Genomic DNA, 22095 nt, shown 5'->3' with positions numbered 1-22095 from the left:
GGCAGCCGGGGAGTTGGAGCGGGGCACGCGACGTGACCACAGGGATTGATCAGCGGATCGCCGAAGAACTGGGAGTACGGGCCGGGCAGGTGGCGTCCGCCGTCGAACTGCTCGATGGCGGCGCGACGGTGCCGTTCATCGCCCGGTACCGCAAGGAAGCCACCGGGATGCTCGACGACGCCCAGCTGCGTACCCTCGAGGAGCGGCTGCGCTACCTGCGCGAGCTGGACGAGCGCCGCGACGCGATCCTGGAGTCGATCCGCAGCCAGGGCAAGCTCGACGAGGCGCTGACCGCGCAGATCATGGCGGCCGACTCGAAGGCCCGGCTGGAGGACATCTACCTGCCGTACAAGCCGAAACGGCGGACCAAGGCGCAGATTGCCCGCGAGGCAGGCCTGGAGCCGCTCGCGGATCTGCTGCTCGGCGATCCGGGTCAGGACCCGCGGACCGCGGCCGCCGGCTACGTCGACGCCGACAAGGGTGTGGCCGACGCGGCGGCGGCGCTCGACGGCGCGCGGGCGATCCTCGTGGAACGCTTCGCCGAGGACGCCGACCTGATTGGTGGGCTGCGGGAGCGGATGTGGTCGCGGGGCCGGCTCACCGCCCGGGTACGCGAGGGACGCCAGACCGAGGGGGCCAAGTTCGCCGACTACTTCGACTTCGCCGAACCGTTCACCAAGCTGCCGTCGCACCGGGTGCTGGCCATGTTCCGGGGTGAGAAGGAGCAGGTCCTCGACCTGACCATGGAGCCGGAGGAGGTGCCGGCCGACGCGGTCGCCGGGCCGAGCAGCTACGAGCCGATCATCGCCGGCCGCTTCGGCGTCAGCGACCAGGGTCGGCCCGCGGACAAGTGGCTGGCCGACACGGTCCGCTGGGCGTGGCGTACCCGGATCCTGATCCACCTCGGCGCTGACCTGCGGATGCGGCTGTGGCAGGCGGCCGAGGACGAGGCGGTCCGGGTGTTCGCGGCCAACCTGCGGGACCTGCTGCTGGCCGCGCCGGCCGGCAGCCGGGCCACGATGGGTCTGGACCCGGGCGTACGCACCGGGGTGAAGGTGGCCGTCGTCGACGCCACCGGCAAGGTGGTGGCCACCGAGACGGTATACCCGCACGAGCCGCGCCGGCAGTGGGACGCCTCCATCGACACGCTGGCAAAGTTGGCCGCCGCGCACCGGGTGGACCTGGTGGCGATCGGCAACGGCACCGCGTCGCGGGAGACCGACAAGCTGGTCGCCGACCTGATGGCTCGGCACCCCGAATTGCAGCTGACCAAGGTGATGGTCTCCGAGGCCGGCGCGTCGGTCTACTCGGCTTCGGCGTACGCCTCCCAGGAGCTGCCGGACCTCGACGTGTCGTTGCGGGGCGCGGTCTCCATCGCCCGCCGGCTGCAGGACCCGCTCGCCGAGCTGGTCAAGATCGACCCTCGGTCGATCGGCGTCGGGCAGTACCAGCATGACATCTCCGAGACGAAGCTGTCCCGGTCACTCGACGCGGTGGTCGAGGACTGCGTCAACGGGGTCGGGGTGGACGTGAACACCGCGTCGGCACCGCTGCTGACCCGGGTCTCCGGCATCGGTGCCGGGCTGGCCGAGAACATCGTGCTGCACCGCGACGCGCACGGGCCGTTCCGGTCCCGGGAGGCGCTGCGGACCGTGGCCCGGCTGGGGCCGAAGGCGTTCGAACAGTGTGCCGGCTTCCTGCGCATCCGCGACGGCGACGACCCGCTCGATTCGTCCAGTGTGCACCCGGAAGCCTACCCGGTGGTCCGTCGGATCCTCACCGAGACCGGCAGCGACCTGCGGACGTTGATCGGCGACACGAAGTCGTTGCGCCGGATCAGGCCGGAGAAGTTCGTTGACGCCGTGTTCGGTCTGCCGACGGTCACCGACATCCTCGCCGAGTTGGAGAAGCCGGGCCGCGACCCGCGTCCGGCGTTCCGTACCGCCACCTTCGCCGACGGCGTGGAGACCCTCGCCGACCTGCGGCCCGGCATGGTCCTGGAGGGCGCGGTGACCAATGTGGCCGCGTTCGGCGCGTTCGTGGACGTCGGGGTGCATCAGGACGGTCTGGTGCACGTGTCGGCGATGTCGAAGACCTTCGTCAAGGATCCCCGCGACGTGGCCAAGCCCGGTGACATCGTCCGGGTGAAGGTGCTCGACGTGGACGTCGCCCGCAAACGTATCTCGTTGACGCTGCGGCTGGACGACGAGCCGGGTGCCGGGCGAGCGCCGGGGCAACGAAACGGTGCGGACGGTGGCCGGGGCGGCCCCGGCCGGGGCGGGCAGCCCCGGCAGCAGAGTCGCGACGGCAAGGGCGGCCGCGGTGACCGGGATGGCCGCGGCGGCAGGGACGGTCGGGGCGGGCAGCGCGGCGGGGGCCAGCCCGAGGGTGCGCTCGCCGACGCGCTGCGCCGGGCGGGTCTAGCCTGACCGGTCGGTCTGTACGCGAGGGGTCGGGACGGTTGCCGTCCCGACCCCTCACCGGTCAGGTGCTCGACGAATAGGTGAGGAAGAAGTTGTTCGGTGCCTGCGAACCTCCGGCGTTGAAGCAGATCACGTTGCGAACCAGCGCCGTGTTGGCGGACAGCACCCACGGTGTCTGCAGGTTGCAGTAGTCCGGGCTGGTGCCGAGCGCGGTGACCTGCACGGTGCTCGCCGGGACACCCACCGACGGCAGTGTCACCAGGTACTGCCCGACGCCGGAGACCGCGATGCTGTTGGCCCCACCGGCGGAGTTGAAGTTGGTCGACCCGCCGAAGGGCGAACTCAGCAGGTAGGCGAACCGGGTCGGCGGCACCGAGCCGAAGATCGGCCGCTCCCGGTGGTAGGTCAGGTTGAAGTAGCTGTCGATGAACGACCCGGCTGGGTCGAAGCAGAACACGTACGCCAGGATCGCGCCGCCGCTGGGGGACCACTGGGCGATCTTGCACCGCCGAGGACCGAACGGGTGCTCGGCGGTGGCCTGCAGGTTGCCGTCCAGCAGGGCGGTGCCGAGTCCGTTGAGCTTCACCTCGTAGAAGCCGGTGCCGAGCTGGGTGACCGTGTTGCCGGCACCCATCGAGTTGTAGGACGACAGCATCGCCCCGACCGGGTTCGCCCTGACGTAGCCGAACGCGTCCGACCCCGGCGGCAGCATCCCGGAGGCGGAGGTGTAGTCGACGACGAACCGGGCGTTGTCCGGTACGCCACCGGGCCGGTAGCACTGCACGATCACCATGTGGTCAGGTCCGGCGGGGGCGTTCGAGACCACCTGGCACCATCGTGGTGCGTTGTCGACCGTGGTGACGTGAACGACACCGTTGGGTGAGGCAGCCAGCGGGAACCGCACCTGGTAGCGCCCGACACCGACCTGGTCGACGGTCGCCCAGAGCGCGGGTGCGGTGGCCTTCCAGCTGCCCCACTGCCGGGTGGTGTCGAGGATGGTGCCGGGTGCCGGGGTCGGCGTGTGCAGGTAGGCGAAACCCCAGCGGTCAGCGACGGCCGCCTGAGCCGGCGCGGCGGCTCCTACCACGGCGGCGGTGGCGGTCAGTAGCCCGGTGGCGAGCAGGGCGATGCCACGGCGGACCAAGCCGCGGCCGTTGTCGGATCCAGTGCGGACAGACACCGGTCCACCTCCATTCACAAGGAGCGATATCTAGCCAGCCTAATGAACACACCACGTGCCCGTACAGTTATTGACCGTGATCTGATTTGATGCGGCATCCGGTCCGGCTCACAATCCGGGAATCACCCGCCAGCAGCGACTTTTACCTGATCCGTACCGGAAACTGATGCGGTCGTTTACCGGTCACGTCAAGATGGGCGGGTGACCGCAGCACCGCAACCAGACCGGGGACTGGTGCTCGTCGTCGAGGACGAACAGCCGATCGCCGACCTGATCCGGCTCTACCTCACCCGCGACGGGTTCGGCGTACACGTGTGCGCCGACGGTGACAGCGGGCTGGCCGCCGCCCGACGGCTGCGCCCGGTGCTGGCCGTGCTGGACATCGCGCTGCCCGGCATCACCGGCACCGAGATCTGCCAGCGGCTGCGCGCCGACGACGACTGGACCCCGGTCATCTTCCTCACCGCCCGCGACGACGAGATCGACCGGGTCGTCGGCCTCGAGCTGGGCGCCGACGACTACGTCACCAAACCGTTCAGCCCTCGCGAACTGGTCGCCCGGGTGCGGGCCATCCGCCGCCGCAGCCTCGGCCCGCCCGGCGGTCGACCGGTCCGTACCGTCGGTGGCGTCACCCTCGATCCGGCCCGGCGCACCGTCACCGCCGACTCCCACCCGGTCGTCCTCACCTCCACCGAGTTCGACCTGCTGGACCACCTGATGCGACGGCCCGGACGGGTCTACACCCGGGAGGAGCTGCTCTCCGCCGTCTGGGGTTACGCCGCCCAAGCCGGCACCCGCACCGTCGACGTGCACGTCGCCCAGGTCCGGGCCAAGCTCGGCACCGCCGCCACCGTGATCCGCACGGTACGCGGCGTCGGCTACACCGCCGATGGTTGAGCCGGAACAGACCTGGCAGCGGTCCGGCTGGCGCCAGCTCACCGGCACAATCACCGCCCGTACCGTCGGGGTCGCCTGCGCGGTCGCCCTGCTGTCGGTGCTGGTCACCGCGGCGGTCGCCATCCCGCTCGGGGTCCGGGGCACGGAACGCGGCGTCCGCGCCTCGCTGGCTGCCAAGGCCGACCTGGTCGCGGCGGCCGTCACCGACGCCCCGACCGGCACGCGGACGGCTCTCGCCGGCCGGCTGACCGGCGAACTCACCGACCAGGGCATCGAAGTGCTGCTCGTCCGGCCAGGCGAGACGGTGCCTCGGCAGCTGCCCGGCCAGGTGGTCCGCCGGCTCGCCGCCGGTGCGCCGGTGACCAGCCGCCGGCCGGCCCGCGTCGACGGCCAGCCGACCCTGATCGAAGGACGGCCCACCGGCGACGGCACGGCGGTGGTGCTGCTCCAGCCGGTACGACCAGGAGTCGGCCGGCTGGTCTGGAGCAACCTGTGGCTGGCGTTGGCCGCCGGGCTCACCGCCGGCCTGATCGCCGGGGTGCTGCTCGCCGCCCGGCTGTCCCGGCCGATCCGGGCCGCCGCACACGCGGCGCAGCGGCTGCGCGCTGGGGACCGCACCATCCGGGTACCGCTGGATCCGCCCGTCGAGGCCGAGCAGTTGGCCCGCGCGCTCAACGACCTCACCGCCGCGCTCGCCGTCAGCGAGGCCCGGCAACGGGATTTCCTGCTGTCCATCTCGCACGAGCTGCGCACCCCGCTGACCATCCTGCGCGGGTACGCCGAGGCGATCGCTGACGGGGTGGTGGACCCCGACGGAGCCGTGCGTACCGGGCAGATCATGCTCGGTGAGGCGCAGCGGCTGGACCGCTTGGTCGGCGACCTGCTGGCGCTGGCCCGGCTGGAGGCCTCCGACTTCGCCCTGGAACTGGTCGACGTCGACCTCGGCGCGCTGCTCACCGACGCCGTCGACGCCTGGCGGCCCCGGTTCACCGGCAACGGGGTGACGGTCGACCTGACCCCACCGGCGACGCCGGTGGCCGTCCACACCGACCCGGGGCGGCTCCGGCAGGTCGTCGACATCCTGCTGGACAACGCGCTGCGGGTGGTGCCGGCCGGCGGCACCGTACGGCTCGGCGTACCGCCGGAACCGGCGACCGGGCAGGCTGGATCCGCCGCCGGGCAACCGGACTTCGTCGCGGTGCAGGTGCACGACGACGGACCGGGGTTCACCGACGGCGACCTCGCGGTGATCTTCGAACGCGGTGCGCTGCACCGCCGGTACCGGGGCGAACGGTCGGTCGGCACCGGGATCGGGCTGGCTTTGGCCGCCGGGCTGACCCACCGTCTCGGCGGGCGGATCAGTGCCGGTCACTCCCCCGGCGGCGGTGCCGTGTTCACGGTACGGTTGCCGCGCAGGACGGCCCGGTAGCTCGGCTGCCTCCGTCGGACCGACGGCGCCTTACCTGATCCGAACATCGACCTGACGGTGGCTTCGTGTCGGTGGCCGATGCTGACCACATGAGAAGTTCAGTTGGTACGAAGGCATTCACCGGTGCTGCGGCGGGGGCGGTCGCGATCCTGGCCCTCACCGGCTGCGGGTCCGGCGGCTCGTCCGACGGCTCCCGCACCGCTGCGGATCCACTCCCGGTCGCTGCGGTCGACACCGTCGACTACAGCGACTTCGGTCTCTCCAGCGACGACCGGCCCGGCTGGTGGGACGGCCGCCGTGGCCCGTGGGGGCGACCCGGCCCACGCGTCGGCTGGCTACGCGGCCTCGGGGCGGGCGGTGCCGGTCTGCACGGCGAGATGACCGTACAGACCGACGGCGGGCCGCGCACGCTCGTCGTGCAGCGCGGCACGGTCGACTCCATCGACGGCAGCACGATCAGCGTCGAGTCGGTGGACGGCTTCGTCCTCGACTGGACCTGCGCCGACGAGTGCCGGGTGATCGACGACGGCGACGAGGTCAAGCTGTCCGGTCTCGACGTCGATGCCGAGGTCGGCGTCCGCGGACTCCGTGACGGCGAGGAACTGCTCGCCCGGATCGTGCTGCGACCCGAATCGGACTGACCCGCACGTCGCAGTGACCTGTAGTGACCCGTAGTGACCCGCACCTGCTGGCACTCGGCCCACGCGGTGGACTCCGGTCCCACGGCAGCCGCGTGGGCCGCGGTCGATCCGGGCGTCGAGTGCCTTGCCGCGCCGGTCCGGCACCCGGATCGCCGACCCTCCTACAGCGTGATCTGCCAATTCTGCTGCAGGAACTGACGCAGCGCCGCGACGCCCGGTTCCACCGCCGCCCGATACGCTCCGGACCTCGCTTCCAGAACGTTCCGAATTTCCTCGTCGTCCAGCACATCTACGCCATTGGTCAGACTCGTGACCTCGTACAGGTAGACGTTTCCGTTTTCGGTCTTACCGTGCAGGACATGCCCGTGCTCGTGCCAGATCACCGCTGAACGGTAGGCCATGGTACCGTCGAAGACCGCTTCCTGGATCACCAGCGTGTCGAGCGCGACGGTGCCGATGATCCCGTCCCAGGCCACATCGTCCTCGACGTACTTGCGGACCTCCGGTGCGGCCATCTGCTTCTTCACCCAGTTCACCTGGATCGCCGACTTCAGACAGATGGCCGGGTTCTCGGCCGTGCCGACGGACATCGACTGCGGAACGACGACGACGTTCACGCCGTCGGCGACCTGCGCCAAAATGGCGCTTGCCTGCTGCAGCATGGCATCGCTGATCATGTGCCGTACTCCTGTCTCGACGGATGTGGAGATTGCGGTCAGCCCACGGCGATCACTCACCCGTCGCATGTCGGAGAGGGCGCGCTGAGCAAACAGACCGGACAGACTCGAATAGCGGTCGCCCGAATGCCGGGAGAACTTCGAATCCATTTCGACACTAGTCGGGCGACACCCGTGGCCACCAGACTCAGTACGGTCCGGATCACGACAAGGCGGGGACGCGAGGACCGGTGGATGCGACGGCGACGGCCTGCCGACTGCCCCGAACTGCGGGATACGCTCCGACGATGCGGGTGAGCGGGCACGCTGCGGCGGCGGGCACAGCGGTGCCGATAGCGGCGCCACGGCTGGTGGGACGGTCCGGTGAGGTGGCGGCGGTGGCCACGGCGCTCACCCGTCCCCCGGCGGTGGTCCTGCTGGAGGGTGAGGCGGGGATCGGCAAGAGCCGCCTGGTCCGGGAGACGTCGACCACTGAGACCGGTCCACGCCCCGGCACTCTGCTGGCGGTCTGCCCACCGCTACGCGAATCGCTCACCCTCGCGCCCATCGTGGACGCGCTGCGCGATGTCCGGCCACGGCTGACCGGGATACGGCTGAGCGCGTTGGCCGGGGCGCTGCGCCCACTCCTGCCGGAATGGTCGGCCGAGCTGCCGCCGCCACTGGACCCGGTGGACGACGCAACCGCCGCCCGGCACCGGCTGTTCCGGGCATTGGACGAGCTGATCCGCGCGCTCGACATCGACCTGCTCGTCGTCGAGGACGCGCACTGGGCCGACGAGGTCACCCAGGAGTTCCTGGTGTTCCTCGCCGCCCGCGCGGCACCTGGCGGGCCGAGCCTGCTGGTCACCTACCGCCCCGAGGAGGTCGACGACCACTCGCTGCTGCTGCGGCTGTCCCGGCCGGCGTCCGGAGGCGGCGCCCGGCTGCGGATCACCCTGGCGCCGCTGGACGTCGCCGACACGGCGGCGATGGTCTCGTCGATGCTGGACGGCAATCCCATGTCGACTGAGTTCGCCACCTTCCTGCACCAGCGCACCAGCGGCGTGCCGCTGATGGTCGAGGAGTCGGTACGCCTGCTGTGTGACCGGGCCGACGTGGTGTTCCGGGACGGACGCTGGGTGCGGTTGAGCCTGAGTGAGCTGCAGGTGCCGGCGTCGGTACGGGACTCGACCCGGGAACGGGTCGGGCGGCTGACCCAGGCCGCACAGCGGGTGCTGCGCGCCGCCGCCGTCCTCGGCGAACCCGCCGACGAGGCCACCCTGGCGGCCACCGCCGGCCTGCTGACCCGGGCCTGCCGGGCCGGACTGGCCGAGGCGGCCACCGCCGGCCTGCTGGACAGCGACGAACGTGACCACCCCGGCGGCGGCCGGTGGCGGTTCCGGCACGTCCTCGCCGCCACCGCCGTCTACGAGGCCATCGCGCACCCCGAACGGCGTACGCTGCATCTGCTGGCCGGACAGGCGGTCGAGGGTCTGAATCCGCCGCCGGTCGCCCAGCTGGCCCGACACTTCCGCGAGGCCGGTGACGTGGCGCGCTGGGCCCGGTACGCAGAGGCCGCCGCCGATCGGATGATCGCCTCCGGCGACCACACCACCGCCGCAGTCACCCTCGACGAGCTGCTGACCGTGGCGGAACTGGCGGCACCGGACCGGGCCCGGATCGCCCGTACCGCCGCCGTCGCCGCGCTCGGCCGCCGCGAACCGGTCGACGACATCTACCACCGGGTGGTCGCCACCCTCCGGGCCGTACTGGAGTCGACCGAGCTGACCGCACGGCAGCAGGCCGACATCCGCAACCCGCTGGGCCGGCTGCTGATCATCGGCGGTGAGGCACAGGCCGCGCTCACCGAACTCGGCCGGGCGGTGGAGCACCTGGCCGACCCGGTGGAGGCGGCCCGTGCGATGACCTACCTCGGCTGGGCGTACGCCGGCCCGTGGCCGGCCGCCACCCATCTGCGGTGGCTGCACCGGGCCGCCGAGCTGATCCCGCGGATCCCGTCCGCCGCCGACCGGATGTCGCTGGCCGGCAACCGGGCGGCGGCGCTGCTGATGCTCGGCGAGCCGCAGGCCTGGGAGGTGGTGGCCGGGCTGCCGACCGATGGCGCGGCGCCGGCCGAACGACGTGACATCGCCCGGATCCACGCCAACGTCGGCACCGGGGCGCTGATCTGGGGCCGGTACGCCGACGCCGGGCGGCACCTGTCGGTGGCGCTGACTCTCGCCGACGCCGAGGATCTGGTCCGGCTGCGTTACAACGTCCTGGTGGAACAGGCCAACCTGGACTGGTTCACCGGCCGGTGGGACGGCCTGGCCGACCGGGCCGCCCAACTGGCCGAGGTGGACCGCGACCGGCCGGGCGTCTATCTGGCGAGTCTGCGGCTGGCCGGACGGCTGGCCGCAGCCACCGGTCAGCTACGCCACGCCGAGCAGCAGTTCCAGGTGGTGCTGGACGAGGCGGCCCGGCGCGGCGCGGTCGACGACACGGTGGAGCCGGCCGCCATGCTGGCCCGGCTGTGGCTCGACGACGGGCAGGCCGATCGGGCGGTACGGGTCACCGATGGTCCGATCGGGGCGGTCGCCGCCAAGCGGGTATGGGTGTGGGCCACCGACATCGCCCCGGCGCGGGTGGCGGCGCTGCTCGCCGCCGGCCGGCCGGACGAGGCGGCCGAACTCGTGCGTCGATTCGCCGGCGGGCTACGCGGGAGGGCCGCGCCGGGCCCGGCGGCCGCGCTGGCGGTGTGCCGGGCCGCGCTGGCCGACGCAGCCGGTGACCATGACCGGGCGGCGGCCGGCTTCGACCGGGCCGCCCGCGCGTGGGCGGCGCTGCCGCGCCCGTACGACGCCCTACTCGCCCGGGAGCGGCAGGCTTTGGCGTTGCTGGCCGCCGAGCGGGCCGAGCCGGGACGGGCTCTGCTGGTCGAGGTGTACGACGGTCTGGCCGACCTCGGCGCGCGCGGTGCCGCCGACCGGGTGGCGCGACGGCTGCGCGAACACGGCGGGGAGGTGCCGCGCCGGTGGCGGGGCGGCCGCAAAGGGTACGGCGACCGGCTGTCCCCGCGCGAGCTGGACGTGGTCCGGTTGGTGGTGGCCGGGCACACCAACCGGGAGATCGGCCGGATCCTCGCCAAGTCGTCGGCCACAGTGGATCAGCAGCTGCGATCGGCGATGCGCAAGCTGCGGGTGTCCAGCCGTACCGCGCTGGCGGTCGCCGCCGTGGAGGCCGGCGTCCTCACGGCGGACGACTGAAACGGCCCGGCAACCCGGTTGAAACCGGATCGGGCACATCGACCGCGACCGGTCGATTCTTTGACGTATCTGCTGGATAGCTAACGATCCGCCGGCTCAGCAGCATGACTTGCATGCACGAGCCACCAGGGCGGTCAACGGATGAACCCGCGCCCGAATCCGACCCCGAATCCGAGCGACCCGTACCCGGCGGACCCGAGGCGGGCGCGGACGCGGCACCCGACGGTGGCACCGGTACCTGCGCGACCTGCAGCGCGGAACGCCGTGACCCGTACCAACCCCTGTGAGGGCACGGCGTGCCCACCCGCGTGGCCGATCCCACGGAAGGAACCCCCAATGAGACCCATCGCACGAGCGTTGTCGCTGGTGCTGCTGGCCGGTGTGGCGTTGGCCGCACCGAATCCGGCGGCGGCGGCACCCCGGCCCGGCCCGGATCCGGGCGGTGACCCGGCGCGCGGCGTCGCCGACAAGATCCAGCCCGAGCTGGAGCGGTCGCTGCAGTCCGACGGCGCCACCGACCTGTGGATCCGGTTCGCCGAACGGGCCGACCTGGCGCAGGCACGGCAGATCGACGACTGGACGGCGCGCGGCGAGGCGGTCGCCGAGGCGCTGCGAACCACCGCCGCCACCAGCCAGACCAGTGTCCGACACCTGCTCGACACCGAGGGCGTTACCTACCAGGCATTCTGGGCCAGCAACGCGATCTACGTACTGGACGGCTCGTCGATGCTGGCCCAGGAGCTGGCGGCCCGGCCCGACGTCGAAGGCCTCTACCAGCCGGTCGAGTACCAGCTGATCGAGCCGACCCCGGACGAGCCGGTCCGCGACGACGCCGACGGTGCGGGCGTGCGTGGCACCCAGGCCGAGGACGTCGAGTGGGGCATCGCCAACATCAACGCCGACGACGTGTGGGAGCAGTTCGGCACCAGGGGCGCCGGCATCACCGTCGCCAATCTGGACACCGGTGTCCAGTTCGACCACCCGGCGCTGGTCGCCCAGTACCGGGGCAACCTGGGCGACGGCACGTACGACCACAACTACAACTGGTTCGACGCGGACAGCAGGTGCGGCGCGGCCCCGTGCGACCGGGGCTCGCACGGCACCCACACGATGGGCACGATGGTCGGCGACGGCGGCACCGGCAACCGGATCGGCGTCGCGCCCGATGCGAACTGGATCGCGGCGAACGGCTGCTGCCCGACCGACGCGGCGCTGGTCGCCTCCGGCCAGTGGCTGCTGGCACCGACCGACCTCGACGGGCAGAACCCTGACGCCGGGAAACGTCCACACATCATCAACAACTCGTGGGGCAGTACGCAGCCCTCGCTGGACCCCTTCATGGAGGACGTGTCGCTGGCCTGGGACGCCGCCGGCATCCTCGGCATCTGGTCCAACGGCAACAGCGGCGCGCAGGGCTGCCAGTCCAGTGGGTCGCCCGGTAGCCGCTCCGTGAACTACTCGGTCGGCGCGTACGACGTCGACAACGAGATCGCCTACTTCTCCGGCCGCGGTCCGGGCCAGGACGGCGAGTTCAAGCCGAACATCTCCGCACCCGGGGTCGCGGTCCGCTCGTCCGGACCAGGCGACAGCTACTACAGCGAGAACGGGACCTCGATGGCCGCCCCGCACGTCGCCGGCACGGCGGCACTGCTGTGGTCCGCAGCCCCAGCACTGATCGGTGACACCGACGCGACCCGGGAGCTGTTCGACCGTACCGCGATCGACACCGCCGACCCGCAGTGCGGCGGCACCGGAGCGGACAACAACGTGTACGGCGAAGGCCGCCTCGACGCGCTGGCGCTGCTGGAAGCGGCTCCGGCCGGCGACACCGGGACCCTGTCCGGTGTGGTCACCGACGCGGCGACCGGCGCGCCGGTCGAGGGCGCGACGGTGACCATCGGCGGCGAGACGGTCCGGGAGCGGGTCACCGCGGCGGACGGCTCCTACTCGGTCCGGTTGACCGTCGGGACCTACCCGGTGACGGTCACCGCGTTCGGCTACGCCGAACGGAGCACCGAGGTGACCGTCACCCTGGGCGGGACGACGATCGAGGACGTCTCGCTGACCGCGCTGCCGACGATGGCACTGAGCGGGCTGGTCCGGGACGGTTCCGGGCACGGCTGGCCGCTGTACGCCAAGGTCAGCGTGGCCGGCACCGAGGTCAGCACCTTCACCAACCCGTTCAACGGCCGGTACCGGCTGGTCCTGCCGACCCACGCGACGTACACCCTGGTGGTGGAGCCGCAGTACGACGGCTACGGCACCGTCGAGCAGCCGGTGCAGGTGCACGGCGGCAACCGAACCATGGACGTGGCCGCGCCGGTGCAGCGGTGCGCGTCCGCGCCCGGCTACGCCTTCTCCGCCGGGATCGGGATCCTCGGCGACGAAGCCGGAAAGATCGGCACCTTCCTCGACGACCAGGGCGTCCCGACCACCGAGGTCGGCTGGGACACCGACGTGTCCGGCTACGACGCGATCATCGTCAACCGGCCCAGCAACCCCGGCGAGGAGACGTTCCTGCGGTTCCTGGCCGACACCGACGCGGCCGGCGTGGGTGTGCTGTTCCTGGACACCTGGTCCAACGTGGGCGGTAACGGCATCTACATGCTCAGCCAGTACACCGGTAACCCGGGGGCCCGCAGCAGCGGCATCGTCTACGATACCGAGGGTGACCTGTCGTACCAGGTGATGCAGGAACACCCGGTGGTGGAAGGGTTCCCGCTCGGCGGGCGGATCGCCTTCGACGAGACGGACAACTACTCCAAGTACTACGGCTTCTTCGACGCGTACGGCGGCGAGGGGCGGATGGTGATCGCCAACGCCGTCACCTCGGAGGTCGGTACCGTCGGAGTCGGCATCGGGGTGCAGCAGCGGACGAACAACCGGCACGTGCTGCTGTCGATGCACGCGGCCAGCTACAACACCGGGCCGCAGACCTGGCACGACGACAGCGCCCGGGTCTTCAGCAACGCGGTGGACTGGATCACCGAGACCGAGTTCGAGTGTGTGAAGGTCGAAGGTGGGCTGGCCGTCGGCTTCGTCCGGGACGCCAACACCGGCGCCGGGCTGGCCGACGCCGAGGTGACGCCGGTCGACGGCTCCGTCGGCACCCGTACCGTCGCGACGCCGCAGGACCCGGACCTCGACGACGGCTTCTACGCCCTGTTCTCCCCCGCCGGCCGGCACCGGATCACCGCTTCGGTGAACCAGTACGCGGAGCTGGCCCGATGGGCAGAGGTCACCGAGGACTGGGTCACCCGGCACAACTACAAGCTGGCGGCCGGACGACTGACGGTGACCGGCTCGCCGGTCGAGGCGACCGTGCAGCTCGGCGGAGCGACGACCGCCGAGGTCACGGTCACCAACACCGGCGGCGCGCCGGCCGAGGTGGAGCTGAGCGAACGAGCCGGTGAGTTCGAGATCCAGCGTGCCGACGGTTCGCGGGCGGCGTCGCGTCAGATCGCGGCGGCCGCCGGGGCACCGACCCGCCGGATTCCGCTGGACGCGCCGATCGAGCAGCTCGCCGGGGCCGCGTCGGCGACGGCGTTCGGGCCGGGTGCCGCACCGGCGGCGACCCCTGCGGCTGAGCCATGGCTCGGCCTGCCGGGGCTGCCCCGGACGGTGATGGACAACAGCGCGGTCACCGTCGACGGCAAGTTGTACTCGTTCGGCGGGTCCAGCGGATTGTCGTCGCTGGCGCAGGTGTACGTCTACGACCCGGTCACCCAGGCCTGGTCCCGGCTCGACGACATGCCGTACGGTGCCCGCAGCCAGGCCGCCGAAGGCGTCATCGGCGACAAGGTCTACCTGGTCAGCGGGTGGAGCACGTTGAACACCGACACGCTGATCTTCGACCCGGCCACCGGCGGGTGGAGCACGGGTGCCGACGTGCCGGCCGCGTCGGCCGCCGCCGGATCGGCGGTGCTCGACGGCGAGTTGTACGTGGTCGGCGGCTGCACCACGACCAGCTGCGCCCCGTACAGCGACCAGGTGTTCCGCTACGACCCCCGGGCCGACGCCTGGGACACCGTCGCGAGCTACCCGGTGCCGATCGCCTGGCAGTCCTGCGGCGCGGTCAGCGGCGGGATCGTCTGTGCCGGTGGACTGTCCAACAGCCAGCCGGTGACCGCCAGCTATTCCTACGACCCGGCCAGCGACTCCTGGACGCAGGTGGCGGACCTGCCGGTGAACCTGTGGGGTTCGGCGTACCACACCGCCGACAACCAGCTGCTGATCTCCGGTGGCGGCACCGGCACCCAGGCGATCACCAACGAGGGGTACGCCTACGACCCGGCGACCGACGCGTGGTCGCCCCTGCCGACGGCGAACAGCCCCAGCTTCCGGCCGGGCAGCGCCTGCGGGCTCTACCGGGTCGGCGGATCGGCGATCTCCGGATTCCAACCGACCAGCACAGTGGAACTGCTGCCCGGCTTCGACCAGTGCGGGTCGATGACGGACACCGAATGGTTGACGGTGGACCCGGGCACCGCCACGATCGCCCCCGGCGAAAGCCTCACGGTGACGCTGACCCTGACCGCCGAGGTGGCCCAGCCGGGCACCTACACCACCGGCGTCACCGTCTTCGAGGACACGCCGTACGCGGTGGACACGGTGCCGGTGACGATGACCGTCACCCCGCCGGACACCTGGGGCAAGATCACCGGTACGGTCTCCGCCGTGGGCTGTGACGGCGACCTGACCCCGATCACCGGGGCGACGGTGCAGCTGAGCACGTGGACGATGGAGCTGCCGTTGACCACCGACGCCGACGGCGGCTACGCCCACTGGCTCGACCACCGGCACAACCCGGTCACGATGATCGTGGCAAAGGACGGCTACATGCCGCAGACCCGCCAGACCCAGGTCACCGCCGGTGACGTACGGGTCGAGGACTGGGCACTGCGCCAGGTGTGCGGCCGATCGGCGGGAGCGCTGGAGACCAGCTGACCCGTGACCCGGCTCGCCGGTAGATGACCCGTCGACGGTGAGCCGCCCCGAGCGTACGCCCCGAGGTGACCCCTCGGGGCGTACGCCATTGTCGGCCGACTAAACGGCTCACCGGCTCACCGGCTTCCTGCTCGCGGGCCGGCGGCGGACCAGTGCGGGCAGCCACGGCAGCACCGCCACGAGGGACAACAGCGCCAGCAGCGGCAGCCGCCACGTCCAGGAGACACCGGCCGGCGGCGGATCAACGGCGGCGGCGACCCACGGCCGCGCGGACTTCGACCAGGCGAGGAACGCGTCACCGATCGGCATCAGCCCGAACGCGTACCGCCGGGTGTTCGGGGTGTCGACCGGTAGGCCGGCGAAATCGCCGTAGCTGGCCAGCGCGCCGGCCAACGCCGCGTCGCCGTGCACCTGGGCCGCGCCGAGGGTGACCACGGTGGCCGACAGGCTCACCCCCAGCGGCAGCGGCCCCGAGTCGACGTCGGCCGGGCCGCTGGTGCCGGCCCGGTACTCCAGCACCGCCGGGCCGAGCCGCAGCGGCGCGGCCACGAACCCGTCCCGGAAGGTCAGGTACTGCTCCCAAGCGAACGCCGCGTCGATCTCCGGCCGGAACCGGTGGATCAGGCTCTGCGAGGTGCCGCGGGCCACCTCGGCCGGTGCCCCGGTCACCGGGTCGACGCGGTGCGGCAGCAGGCCGGTGGCCGGGTCGAGACGCTGCCGTACGCCGGCCAGCCACCGCGCCACCGTACCGTCGAAGCGGTCCGGCAACAGGCTGTCGTGCAGCCGCAGCGACGCCACCGCCACCGTGGAGTCCACCGGCCAGGCCTGCCCGTGGTACGCCGGCAGGTACGGCGACCCGGTCGTGTCCAGGGTGGTGTCGAAGGCCGCGCCGAGGTCCGCCGCGGCCTCGGTGAACCGGGCCAGCTCGCCCCGGTCCCGACCGCCCGGCGGTTGCAGGCTGAGTACGCCGCCGCGCAGCCAGTTCGTCCAGCCCTGGTAGAACACGCCGTACGCCGGGGTGAGATCGGCGGGAAACGGCGCCCGGCCGGCGGGTGACTCCAGTCTGGTCAACGCCCACCGGGCCTCGGCCAGCGCCTCGGGTCGCGCACCGGCTGGAGAGGACTGGGCGATGGACAATGGCAAACGGATCCGCGACCTCCTGGACAACGGTGACCGATCGCACAGCCGCGGCGATGTCGACGCCGCCATCCGTGCCTACCTGGGCCGACCACCTCCCCGGCTGACGCCGGGACTGGAGGAGGTCAACGCTCGTAGTGGTACCGGCAGGCGACGATCTCGACGTCCTCCTTGGTGATCCGGTACACGAGTCGGTGTTCGCGATCGATCCGGCGGGACCAGAATCCGGACAGCTCGCCACGAAGGGGCTCCGACTTGCCGATGCCCTCGTAACCGTTACGCATCACGTCGGCGATGAGGTCGTTGATGCGTTTGATCAACTTTCGATCCGTATGGCTGAGGTACTGGGCCCATGCTGTCGCGGTGAAAACCAGTCTCACGCAACGTCCCGTCCGGCGGTTGGATCGACGAGCTGCTGCTCCTGCGCGTCGCCGTTTTCCAGCTCTGCGATCGATCGCCGCAGGGCTGCGGCGTTGCTCGGGTTACGGAGCAGGTACTCGGTCTCCTTCATCGACTCGTACTCGGCGAGCGGCACGATGACGACCGGCTCATGACCCGACCGGGTCACCACGACCTCCTCGGCGTCGTTGACGACGCTGTCGAGCTCGGCAGCCAGATTCTGCCTCAGCTGGGTGAAGTTCACCGTCCGCATGATCACCTCCGCACAGGTACAGAAAATTGTACCTGAAGCGGCGTTTTGCTCATGCCCGACGGTCGGGTCGGTCGCCCGTCGCGTCGGCGATCATGCGGTGGCCCTGGGCTTCGAACCGCTCGTCGCCCACCCGGTAGGCCCACGCGGCGGTGCCGATCGCCTCCCGGACCTGGGTGCGGTGCCATGCGTCGGCCGTACGCGGATCGGGGCCGTAGCCGTCGAGGAACGCCGCTTCGAGGCCCGGCGTACGGCGGAAGTCGTTGACGGCCAGCCGGGCGAGGTCGGTGTACGCGGGACGCAGCGCCGCGCGGCCGAAGTCGATCACACTGACCACGCCACCGTCGACGAGCCAGTTGCGCGGATGCCAGTCGCCGTGGGTGGGCACCAGGGTCGCCGACGGCGTCGGCCAGCTGGCGATCTCGGCGCGCAACCGCCGTACCGTGTCGTCGTCGATCCGGTGCGGGCTGGCAAGCCAGGACAGCGACTTGTCGTTCTCCCGCCGCTCGTGGTCATCGTCGGTGACGGCAATCTGGGCGTGCAGCATCGCCAGCAGTTCGCCGGCCTGCCGGTGGACGTCCGGGTCGTCGGCGTGCCCGCTGCCGAGCGCCAGCTCACCCGGCAGGAACCGGGTGACCAGCAGCTTCGCCTCGGCACTGCCGTACGCCAACGCCGGAGCGCGGCCGATCCTGGTCCACGGGCGCAGCCAGTGCCGGTGGGCGTGCAGTTCGCGGGCGAGGTGATGGTCACGGTCGCCGCCGGCCTTGACGATGAACCGCGACCCGGCATGCGTCACCTCCAGGACGGTGGTCGCCACCAGGCCCCAGCTGTGGTCCCGCTCGACGCTCACGCCGGGCAGCCAGCGGTCCAACAACGACCGCTGCTGCCCGGTGAGTGTGCCGAGCGCCGGGTCCACAGCCCCGGATCCTACGGGCGGGCGCGCTGATCTACGGACAGGCGGCCACGTCGACGGCGATGGGCTGACGACTGTCCAAGTGCGTTGCGCGTATGTCGCACCCGAGCCTGCCGAATGCCGAGGCTTGTCAGTTCGTGCAGAGAGCGCTGACCGTGACGTTGTAGACGTGCCAGGATCCGTCCGGCGCGGTGAACACATTGCTGGCATTCGTCGCCCAGTTCGCGCAGGCCACGCCGACGGCGAGAATGTCGGCGCGGGCAGCCTGGGCCCCGTTCTGGATCGCGCTGGTCGAGGTGGCACCGCTGCCCTGCCGGGTAGCCGAGCGGGCAACGGTGTACGACGGTGGCGGCGGGGCCGGTACGCAGTAGCCGGTGGCTGTCGCCTCGTAAACGTACGCCGAGCCGTCGGGCGCGGTGTAGAGGTGTCGCGGCGTAGAGACCGTGACATTGCTGCAGGTCTCGCCGAGGTTTGCGGCGAGCGAGGTGAGCGCCGCGCGGGCGTTGTTCGCCGCGTTCTGCTGGCCGGCGGCCGGGCTCGGCCCCCATCCGGTGGATGTCGCCGACCGCCACGTGGCAGCCTGCGCTGCTGTCGCCGGGAGCACGAAGAGCCCCACGGTGACAGCCAGAGCGACAACCGTCAGCCGACGGAGCGACCGGCTGATCGGTCCACCCATTCGCCTGTCGAATCCATTCATGCGTTTGCCCCTTTCTGACCGTTAATCATTGCTTTGTTTCGATGTCTACGACGCCATCTCTGTGATACTAGTCAATGTCTGGGAAATCTCGAACAGACGGAGATGACTCGTCTCGGCCAACCCTCCCGGCAACCTGGCCGACGGCTGGCACACCGATCACCTCGTAGGTGACCGAGCCGGTCCACGGTTGACCTCGAGCGCGCTCCAGGTGCAATCCTGAGTCGCAACAGGATCATCGGAAGGAGCACATGACGATGGAACAGCGACCTCTCGGCAGCGTCGGACCGGTCAGCGTCCTCACCCTCGGTGGGGGCGGGCTGGGCCAGGTCTGGGGCGTCACCGACCGGGACGAGGCGGTGGCGACCGTACGGGAGGCGGTCGACGCCGGTATCGACCTGCTCGACGTCGCGCCCGGCTACGGCGACGGCGAGGCGGAGCGGGTGGTCGGCGCGGCGTTCGACGGCAACCTGCCGGCCGGCGTACGGGTCGTCACCAAATGCGGGCTGGGCAACCCGGCCGCCGGTGACGTCGCGGCCCTGCTGGAGAAGTCCCTCGACGACAGCCTGCAGCGGATGCGACTGTCGTTCGTCGACGCGCTACTGCTGCACAACCCGATCGTGGCACAGGCCGCGCCGGGCACCACCGGGGCGACCTCCGCCGACCTGTTCACCGAAGCCGTCCGGCCGGCGTTCGAGGATCTGGTCCGGCGCGGCCGGATCGGCGCCTGGGGGATCACCGCCGTCGAGGAGCCGGACGTGATCATCCGGGTGCTCGGCGATCAGCCGTCCCCGGCGGTCGCCCAGTGTGTGACGAACCTGCTGGACTCCCCCGGCGATCTGCTGATGCCCGGCAGCGGGGGCTCCCGGCCACGCGACATCCTGACGGCCGCCGGCCGGCACGGCGTCGGAGTGATGGGCATCCGGGCGGTCGCGGCCGGCGCGTTCACCGACGCCGTCGACCGGGACCTGCCGCCGGAGCATCCGACCATGGTCGACTTCCGGCGGGCCGCGCCGCTGCGCGAGCTGGCCGGCGAACTGGGCGAGTCGGCCGCCTCGCTGGCCCACCGGTACACGCTGTCGATGCCCGGCGTCGACACCGTTGTGCTCGGGGTGAAGAACCGCACCGAGCTGCGCGAATGTCTCGCGGCGGCGTCCGCCGGTCTGCTTCCGGCCGACCTGATGGCGACCATCGAGGCACGCGTCGCTGATCAGATATCCAAGTAGCGGGGCGGCACCGCGTCGGTCAGCCACACCCCGTTGGCGCTGCGATAGAAGAGGTGACCGTCTCGGGCCATCGCCGCCGCGTCGACGGTGAGGAACACGACGCCACCGGCCCGCCGGGCACCGACCCGGCGGGCCGTGTCGGTGTCCGCCGACAGGTGCACGTGGTGCCGCCGGGCCCGGTGCAGCCCGGTGGCCCGAATCGAGTCGAGCGCGGCGGCGGTGGTGCCGTGGTAGAGCCGCTCCGGCGGAGGCAGCGCGACCAGCCCCAGGTCGATCGGGACCGAATGCCCCTGGTTCGCCCGAATCTGCTCGGTGCCGTCGGGGTCGCGGCGCAGCGCGAACCGTTGCTTGCTGTCCCGCTTGACGACGGTGTCCAGCTCCAGCCGGGTGATCCGCAGCGCGTCGAGCAGGTCCGTCACCGGAATCCAGCCGGCCGGGTCCAGTTCGAGCGCGAACCGGTCGGGCGCGTGGCGCAGCGCCAGTGACATCCGTTTGCTCATTCTGACCAATACCTTGTCGTTCACACCGGCATTGTCGCCGTACGGCGCACCCGCCCGCATCGACATTGCCGCCAGCCGAGCACGCCCCACCAGAGCATCACCGGTAGATGCAGGGCATAGCCGAGCTGTTCCGCAGCTGCCGACGGGCCGTCGGTCCCGGTGGTCCAGGGCAGGACCACGCCGGCGGCACCGGACACTGCGACGGCCACCCCGGCACAGCGCAGCCCGGTCGGCAACGCGATGCCGGACGCGGCCGCCACGGTCGCAGCCACCCAGAGCAGCCCGGCCAGGTTGACCGTCCACTTCGCGGTGAGCAGCAGCCCTTCCGCCACCGCCACGGCAGCCGGTTGGTTGGGGTCGGCGGCGAGCTGGGTGACCGCCAGGTTTCCGGCGTCGTGCAGCAGCCCGGCCAGGCCGGCGCCGGTCAGCAGTCCGCCGGCCAGCACGGACAGGTGTGCGCGGGGACGGTCGGGACGCGCGGCCAGCACCAGACCGGCGGCGAGCAGGGCGAGCCAGCCGATCACGTCGAGGGCCAACTCGATCAGGTGCAGCTCGACCCGGGCGTGCACCGCCGTCAGCACGGCGGCCGGGTCGGCCGGGTTCAGGGTCAACCCGGATGGCACGACAACGCCGACACCGGCGAGCATGGCAAGCAACGACCCCAGCAGCAGTACGCCTGTCAGCCGGGCGGCGGAATCGCGTTCAACGGCATCCATGGCGGCACGCTAAAACCCTGCCGCAGGGGCAGAGTCAACACTGCGGGGCAGGAGGACACCGGCGTGTGGCGGATCGGTGAGGTGGCGCGCATGGTCGGGGTCTCCGAGCGGACCCTGAGGCACTACGACAAGGTCGGGCTGCTGCCGCCGGCAGCGACCGACCAGCTCACCGGCTACCGCTGGTACGGCGCGGCCGAACTGACCCGGCTGGAACGCATCCGTGGCCTGCAACGCCTCGGACTGTCGCTGCGCCGGATCGCCGACCTGCTGGACGCCCCCGACGCCGAGCTGCGGCAGGCCCTGGCCGAGACCGTGGCGGTGCTGCGCGACGACATCGCCGCCCGTACGGCGACGGTCGCCGACGCCGAGGACCACCTCGCCGGTACGGCGTCGGTGCTGCCGCAGGTCGCGCAGGTCGGTGCCCGCCGGCTGCGGGTACGCCATCTGACGGTCGCCGATCCCGCCGAGCTGGCAACGCTGTGTCTGCGGCCGCCGACGGTGCTGCTGACCTGGCTCCGCGGCTGGCCGGAGGCGGTGTTCCGGGCGGCGGTGGCGACCGAGGGGCCCGGCGAGCGGCTCGACCTGCCCGCCCGTACCGTGGTCCGGGCCGTTGTCGCACCGGCGACCGGCGTGGTCCGCGCCGGGCTCGAGCTGTTCGCCTGGCTGCCCCGCCAAGATCTGACAGTCGCCGGTCCCACGGCGGAGGATCACCTGGTCGACGGCGACGGGGAAGCCGTCACCGTCCTGGAGATCCCGGTCGCGGCCCGCCCGGACCGACCGACCCGCCTGCATCAGCGCGCCCGGCCGGCTCGGTGAACGGG

The 22095-nt window shown here is 71.6% G+C and carries 17 protein-coding genes; 8 read left to right on the top strand and 9 right to left on the bottom strand.

Annotated elements, in window-relative coordinates; all coding sequences use genetic code 11:
- Positions 1-32: 32 nt before the first annotated feature.
- Positions 33-2429 (top strand): Tex family protein, encoded by a 2397-nt coding sequence (locus O7610_RS03910; protein ID WP_281554385.1) that lies wholly within the window; start codon positions 33-35, stop codon positions 2427-2429.
- Between the two features lie 55 nt (positions 2430-2484).
- On the opposite strand, the gene O7610_RS03905 is transcribed toward O7610_RS03910, so the two are convergent.
- The gene (locus O7610_RS03905) at positions 2485-3603 is read right to left on the bottom strand and encodes a hypothetical protein (protein WP_289212668.1); all 1119 of its coding nucleotides are present in this window, start codon (positions 3601-3603) and stop codon (positions 2485-2487) included.
- A 201-nt stretch (positions 3604-3804) separates the two neighbouring features.
- On the opposite strand from O7610_RS03905, the gene O7610_RS03900 reads away from it, so the two are divergent.
- The 3 genes from O7610_RS03900 (at position 3805) to O7610_RS03890 (ending at position 6570) form a co-directional block, all read left to right on the top strand.
- Entirely contained in the window at positions 3805-4500 is a 696-nt protein-coding gene (locus O7610_RS03900) for a response regulator transcription factor (protein ID WP_281554383.1), read from the top strand.
- Complete coding sequence (locus O7610_RS03895; protein ID WP_289212667.1) at positions 4493-5929, top strand: sensor histidine kinase; 1437 nt, start codon at positions 4493-4495, stop codon at positions 5927-5929. Before O7610_RS03900 ends, O7610_RS03895 begins: the two co-directional genes overlap by 8 nt.
- Positions 5930-6018: 89 nt before the next feature.
- Positions 6019-6570 carry a hypothetical protein gene (locus O7610_RS03890; protein WP_289212666.1) on the top strand — a complete coding sequence of 184 codons (552 nt, stop codon included), beginning with the start codon at positions 6019-6021 and terminating at the stop codon, positions 6568-6570.
- Positions 6571-6731: 161 nt separating this feature from the next.
- On the opposite strand, the gene O7610_RS03885 is transcribed toward O7610_RS03890, so the two are convergent.
- Complete coding sequence (locus O7610_RS03885) at positions 6732-7397, bottom strand: hypothetical protein (RefSeq protein WP_281554380.1); 666 nt, start codon at positions 7395-7397, stop codon at positions 6732-6734.
- 137 nt (positions 7398-7534) lie between these two features.
- Here O7610_RS03885 and O7610_RS03880 point away from each other — a divergent pair, with 137 nt between their 5' ends.
- Both O7610_RS03880 and O7610_RS03875 read left to right on the top strand, forming a co-directional pair.
- Positions 7535-10492, top strand: a complete 2958-nt coding sequence (locus tag O7610_RS03880) for a helix-turn-helix transcriptional regulator (RefSeq protein WP_289212665.1) — start codon at positions 7535-7537, stop codon at positions 10490-10492.
- Positions 10493-10828: 336 nt separating this feature from the next.
- Positions 10829-15439, top strand: a complete 4611-nt coding sequence (locus tag O7610_RS03875) for a S8 family serine peptidase (protein WP_289212664.1) — start codon at positions 10829-10831, stop codon at positions 15437-15439.
- A 108-nt stretch (positions 15440-15547) separates the two neighbouring features.
- Here O7610_RS03875 and O7610_RS03870 read toward each other — a convergent pair whose 3' ends face one another.
- From O7610_RS03870 to O7610_RS03850, 5 genes are all read right to left on the bottom strand, one after another.
- Positions 15548-16576, bottom strand: coding sequence for a hypothetical protein (locus O7610_RS03870; RefSeq protein WP_289212663.1), 1029 nt, complete (start codon positions 16574-16576; stop codon positions 15548-15550).
- Positions 16577-16701: 125 nt separating this feature from the next.
- Positions 16702-16956 (bottom strand): Txe/YoeB family addiction module toxin, encoded by a 255-nt coding sequence (locus O7610_RS03865; RefSeq protein ID WP_281554376.1) that lies wholly within the window; start codon positions 16954-16956, stop codon positions 16702-16704.
- Positions 16953-17228 (bottom strand): type II toxin-antitoxin system Phd/YefM family antitoxin, encoded by a 276-nt coding sequence (locus tag O7610_RS03860; RefSeq protein ID WP_289212662.1) that lies wholly within the window; start codon positions 17226-17228, stop codon positions 16953-16955. Before O7610_RS03860 ends, O7610_RS03865 begins: the two co-directional genes overlap by 4 nt.
- Before the next feature lie 49 nt (positions 17229-17277).
- Entirely contained in the window at positions 17278-18141 is an 864-nt protein-coding gene (locus tag O7610_RS03855) for a phosphotransferase (RefSeq protein ID WP_281554373.1), read from the bottom strand.
- A 127-nt stretch (positions 18142-18268) separates the two neighbouring features.
- Positions 18269-18742, bottom strand: coding sequence for a hypothetical protein (locus tag O7610_RS03850; RefSeq protein WP_278168465.1), 474 nt, complete (start codon positions 18740-18742; stop codon positions 18269-18271).
- A 347-nt stretch (positions 18743-19089) separates the two neighbouring features.
- Between O7610_RS03850 and O7610_RS03845 the strand changes: the two genes are divergently transcribed.
- The gene (locus O7610_RS03845) at positions 19090-20058 is read left to right on the top strand and encodes an aldo/keto reductase (protein ID WP_289212661.1); all 969 of its coding nucleotides are present in this window, start codon (positions 19090-19092) and stop codon (positions 20056-20058) included.
- Here the strand turns inward: O7610_RS03845 and O7610_RS03840 are convergent.
- Entirely contained in the window at positions 20043-20558 is a 516-nt protein-coding gene (locus O7610_RS03840) for an RNA 2'-phosphotransferase (RefSeq protein ID WP_475050070.1), read from the bottom strand. The genes O7610_RS03845 and O7610_RS03840 overlap by 16 nt on opposite strands.
- 20 nt (positions 20559-20578) lie before the next feature.
- Positions 20579-21274, bottom strand: a complete 696-nt coding sequence (locus O7610_RS03835; RefSeq protein WP_289212659.1) for a hypothetical protein — start codon at positions 21272-21274, stop codon at positions 20579-20581.
- A gap of 63 nt (positions 21275-21337) precedes the next feature.
- On the opposite strand from O7610_RS03835, the gene O7610_RS03830 reads away from it, so the two are divergent.
- Positions 21338-22090, top strand: a complete 753-nt coding sequence (locus tag O7610_RS03830; protein ID WP_289206735.1) for a MerR family transcriptional regulator — start codon at positions 21338-21340, stop codon at positions 22088-22090.
- The last annotated feature ends 5 nt before the right edge of the window (positions 22091-22095 follow it).

The sequence above is a fragment of the Solwaraspora sp. WMMA2065 genome (assembly GCF_030345075.1).
Taxonomy (GTDB): domain Bacteria; phylum Actinomycetota; class Actinomycetes; order Mycobacteriales; family Micromonosporaceae; genus Micromonospora_E.
Note: the sequence above shows the minus strand (reverse complement) of the source record. Positions and strands in the feature narration are given on the sequence as shown.

What these genes read in the sequence shown, in the direction of transcription:
- O7610_RS03895 (WP_289212667.1), top strand. Translation starts at nt 4,493, where the DNA reads ATGGTTGAGCCGGAACAGACCTGGCAGCGGTCCGGCTGGCGCCAGCTC.
- O7610_RS03885 (WP_281554380.1), bottom strand. Translation starts at nt 7,397, where the DNA reads ATGGATTCGAAGTTCTCCCGGCATTCGGGCGACCGCTATTCGAGTCTG.
- O7610_RS03835 (WP_289212659.1), bottom strand. Translation starts at nt 21,274, where the DNA reads ATGGATGCCGTTGAACGCGATTCCGCCGCCCGGCTGACAGGCGTACTG.
- O7610_RS03880 (WP_289212665.1), top strand. Translation starts at nt 7,535, where the DNA reads ATGCGGGTGAGCGGGCACGCTGCGGCGGCGGGCACAGCGGTGCCGATA.
- O7610_RS03845 (WP_289212661.1), top strand. Translation starts at nt 19,090, where the DNA reads ATGGAACAGCGACCTCTCGGCAGCGTCGGACCGGTCAGCGTCCTCACC.
- O7610_RS03890 (WP_289212666.1), top strand. Translation starts at nt 6,019, where the DNA reads ATGAGAAGTTCAGTTGGTACGAAGGCATTCACCGGTGCTGCGGCGGGG.
- O7610_RS03840 (WP_475050070.1), bottom strand. Translation starts at nt 20,558, where the DNA reads ATGAGCAAACGGATGTCACTGGCGCTGCGCCACGCGCCCGACCGGTTC.
- O7610_RS03860 (WP_289212662.1), bottom strand. Translation starts at nt 17,228, where the DNA reads ATGCGGACGGTGAACTTCACCCAGCTGAGGCAGAATCTGGCTGCCGAG.
- O7610_RS03875 (WP_289212664.1), top strand. Translation starts at nt 10,829, where the DNA reads ATGAGACCCATCGCACGAGCGTTGTCGCTGGTGCTGCTGGCCGGTGTG.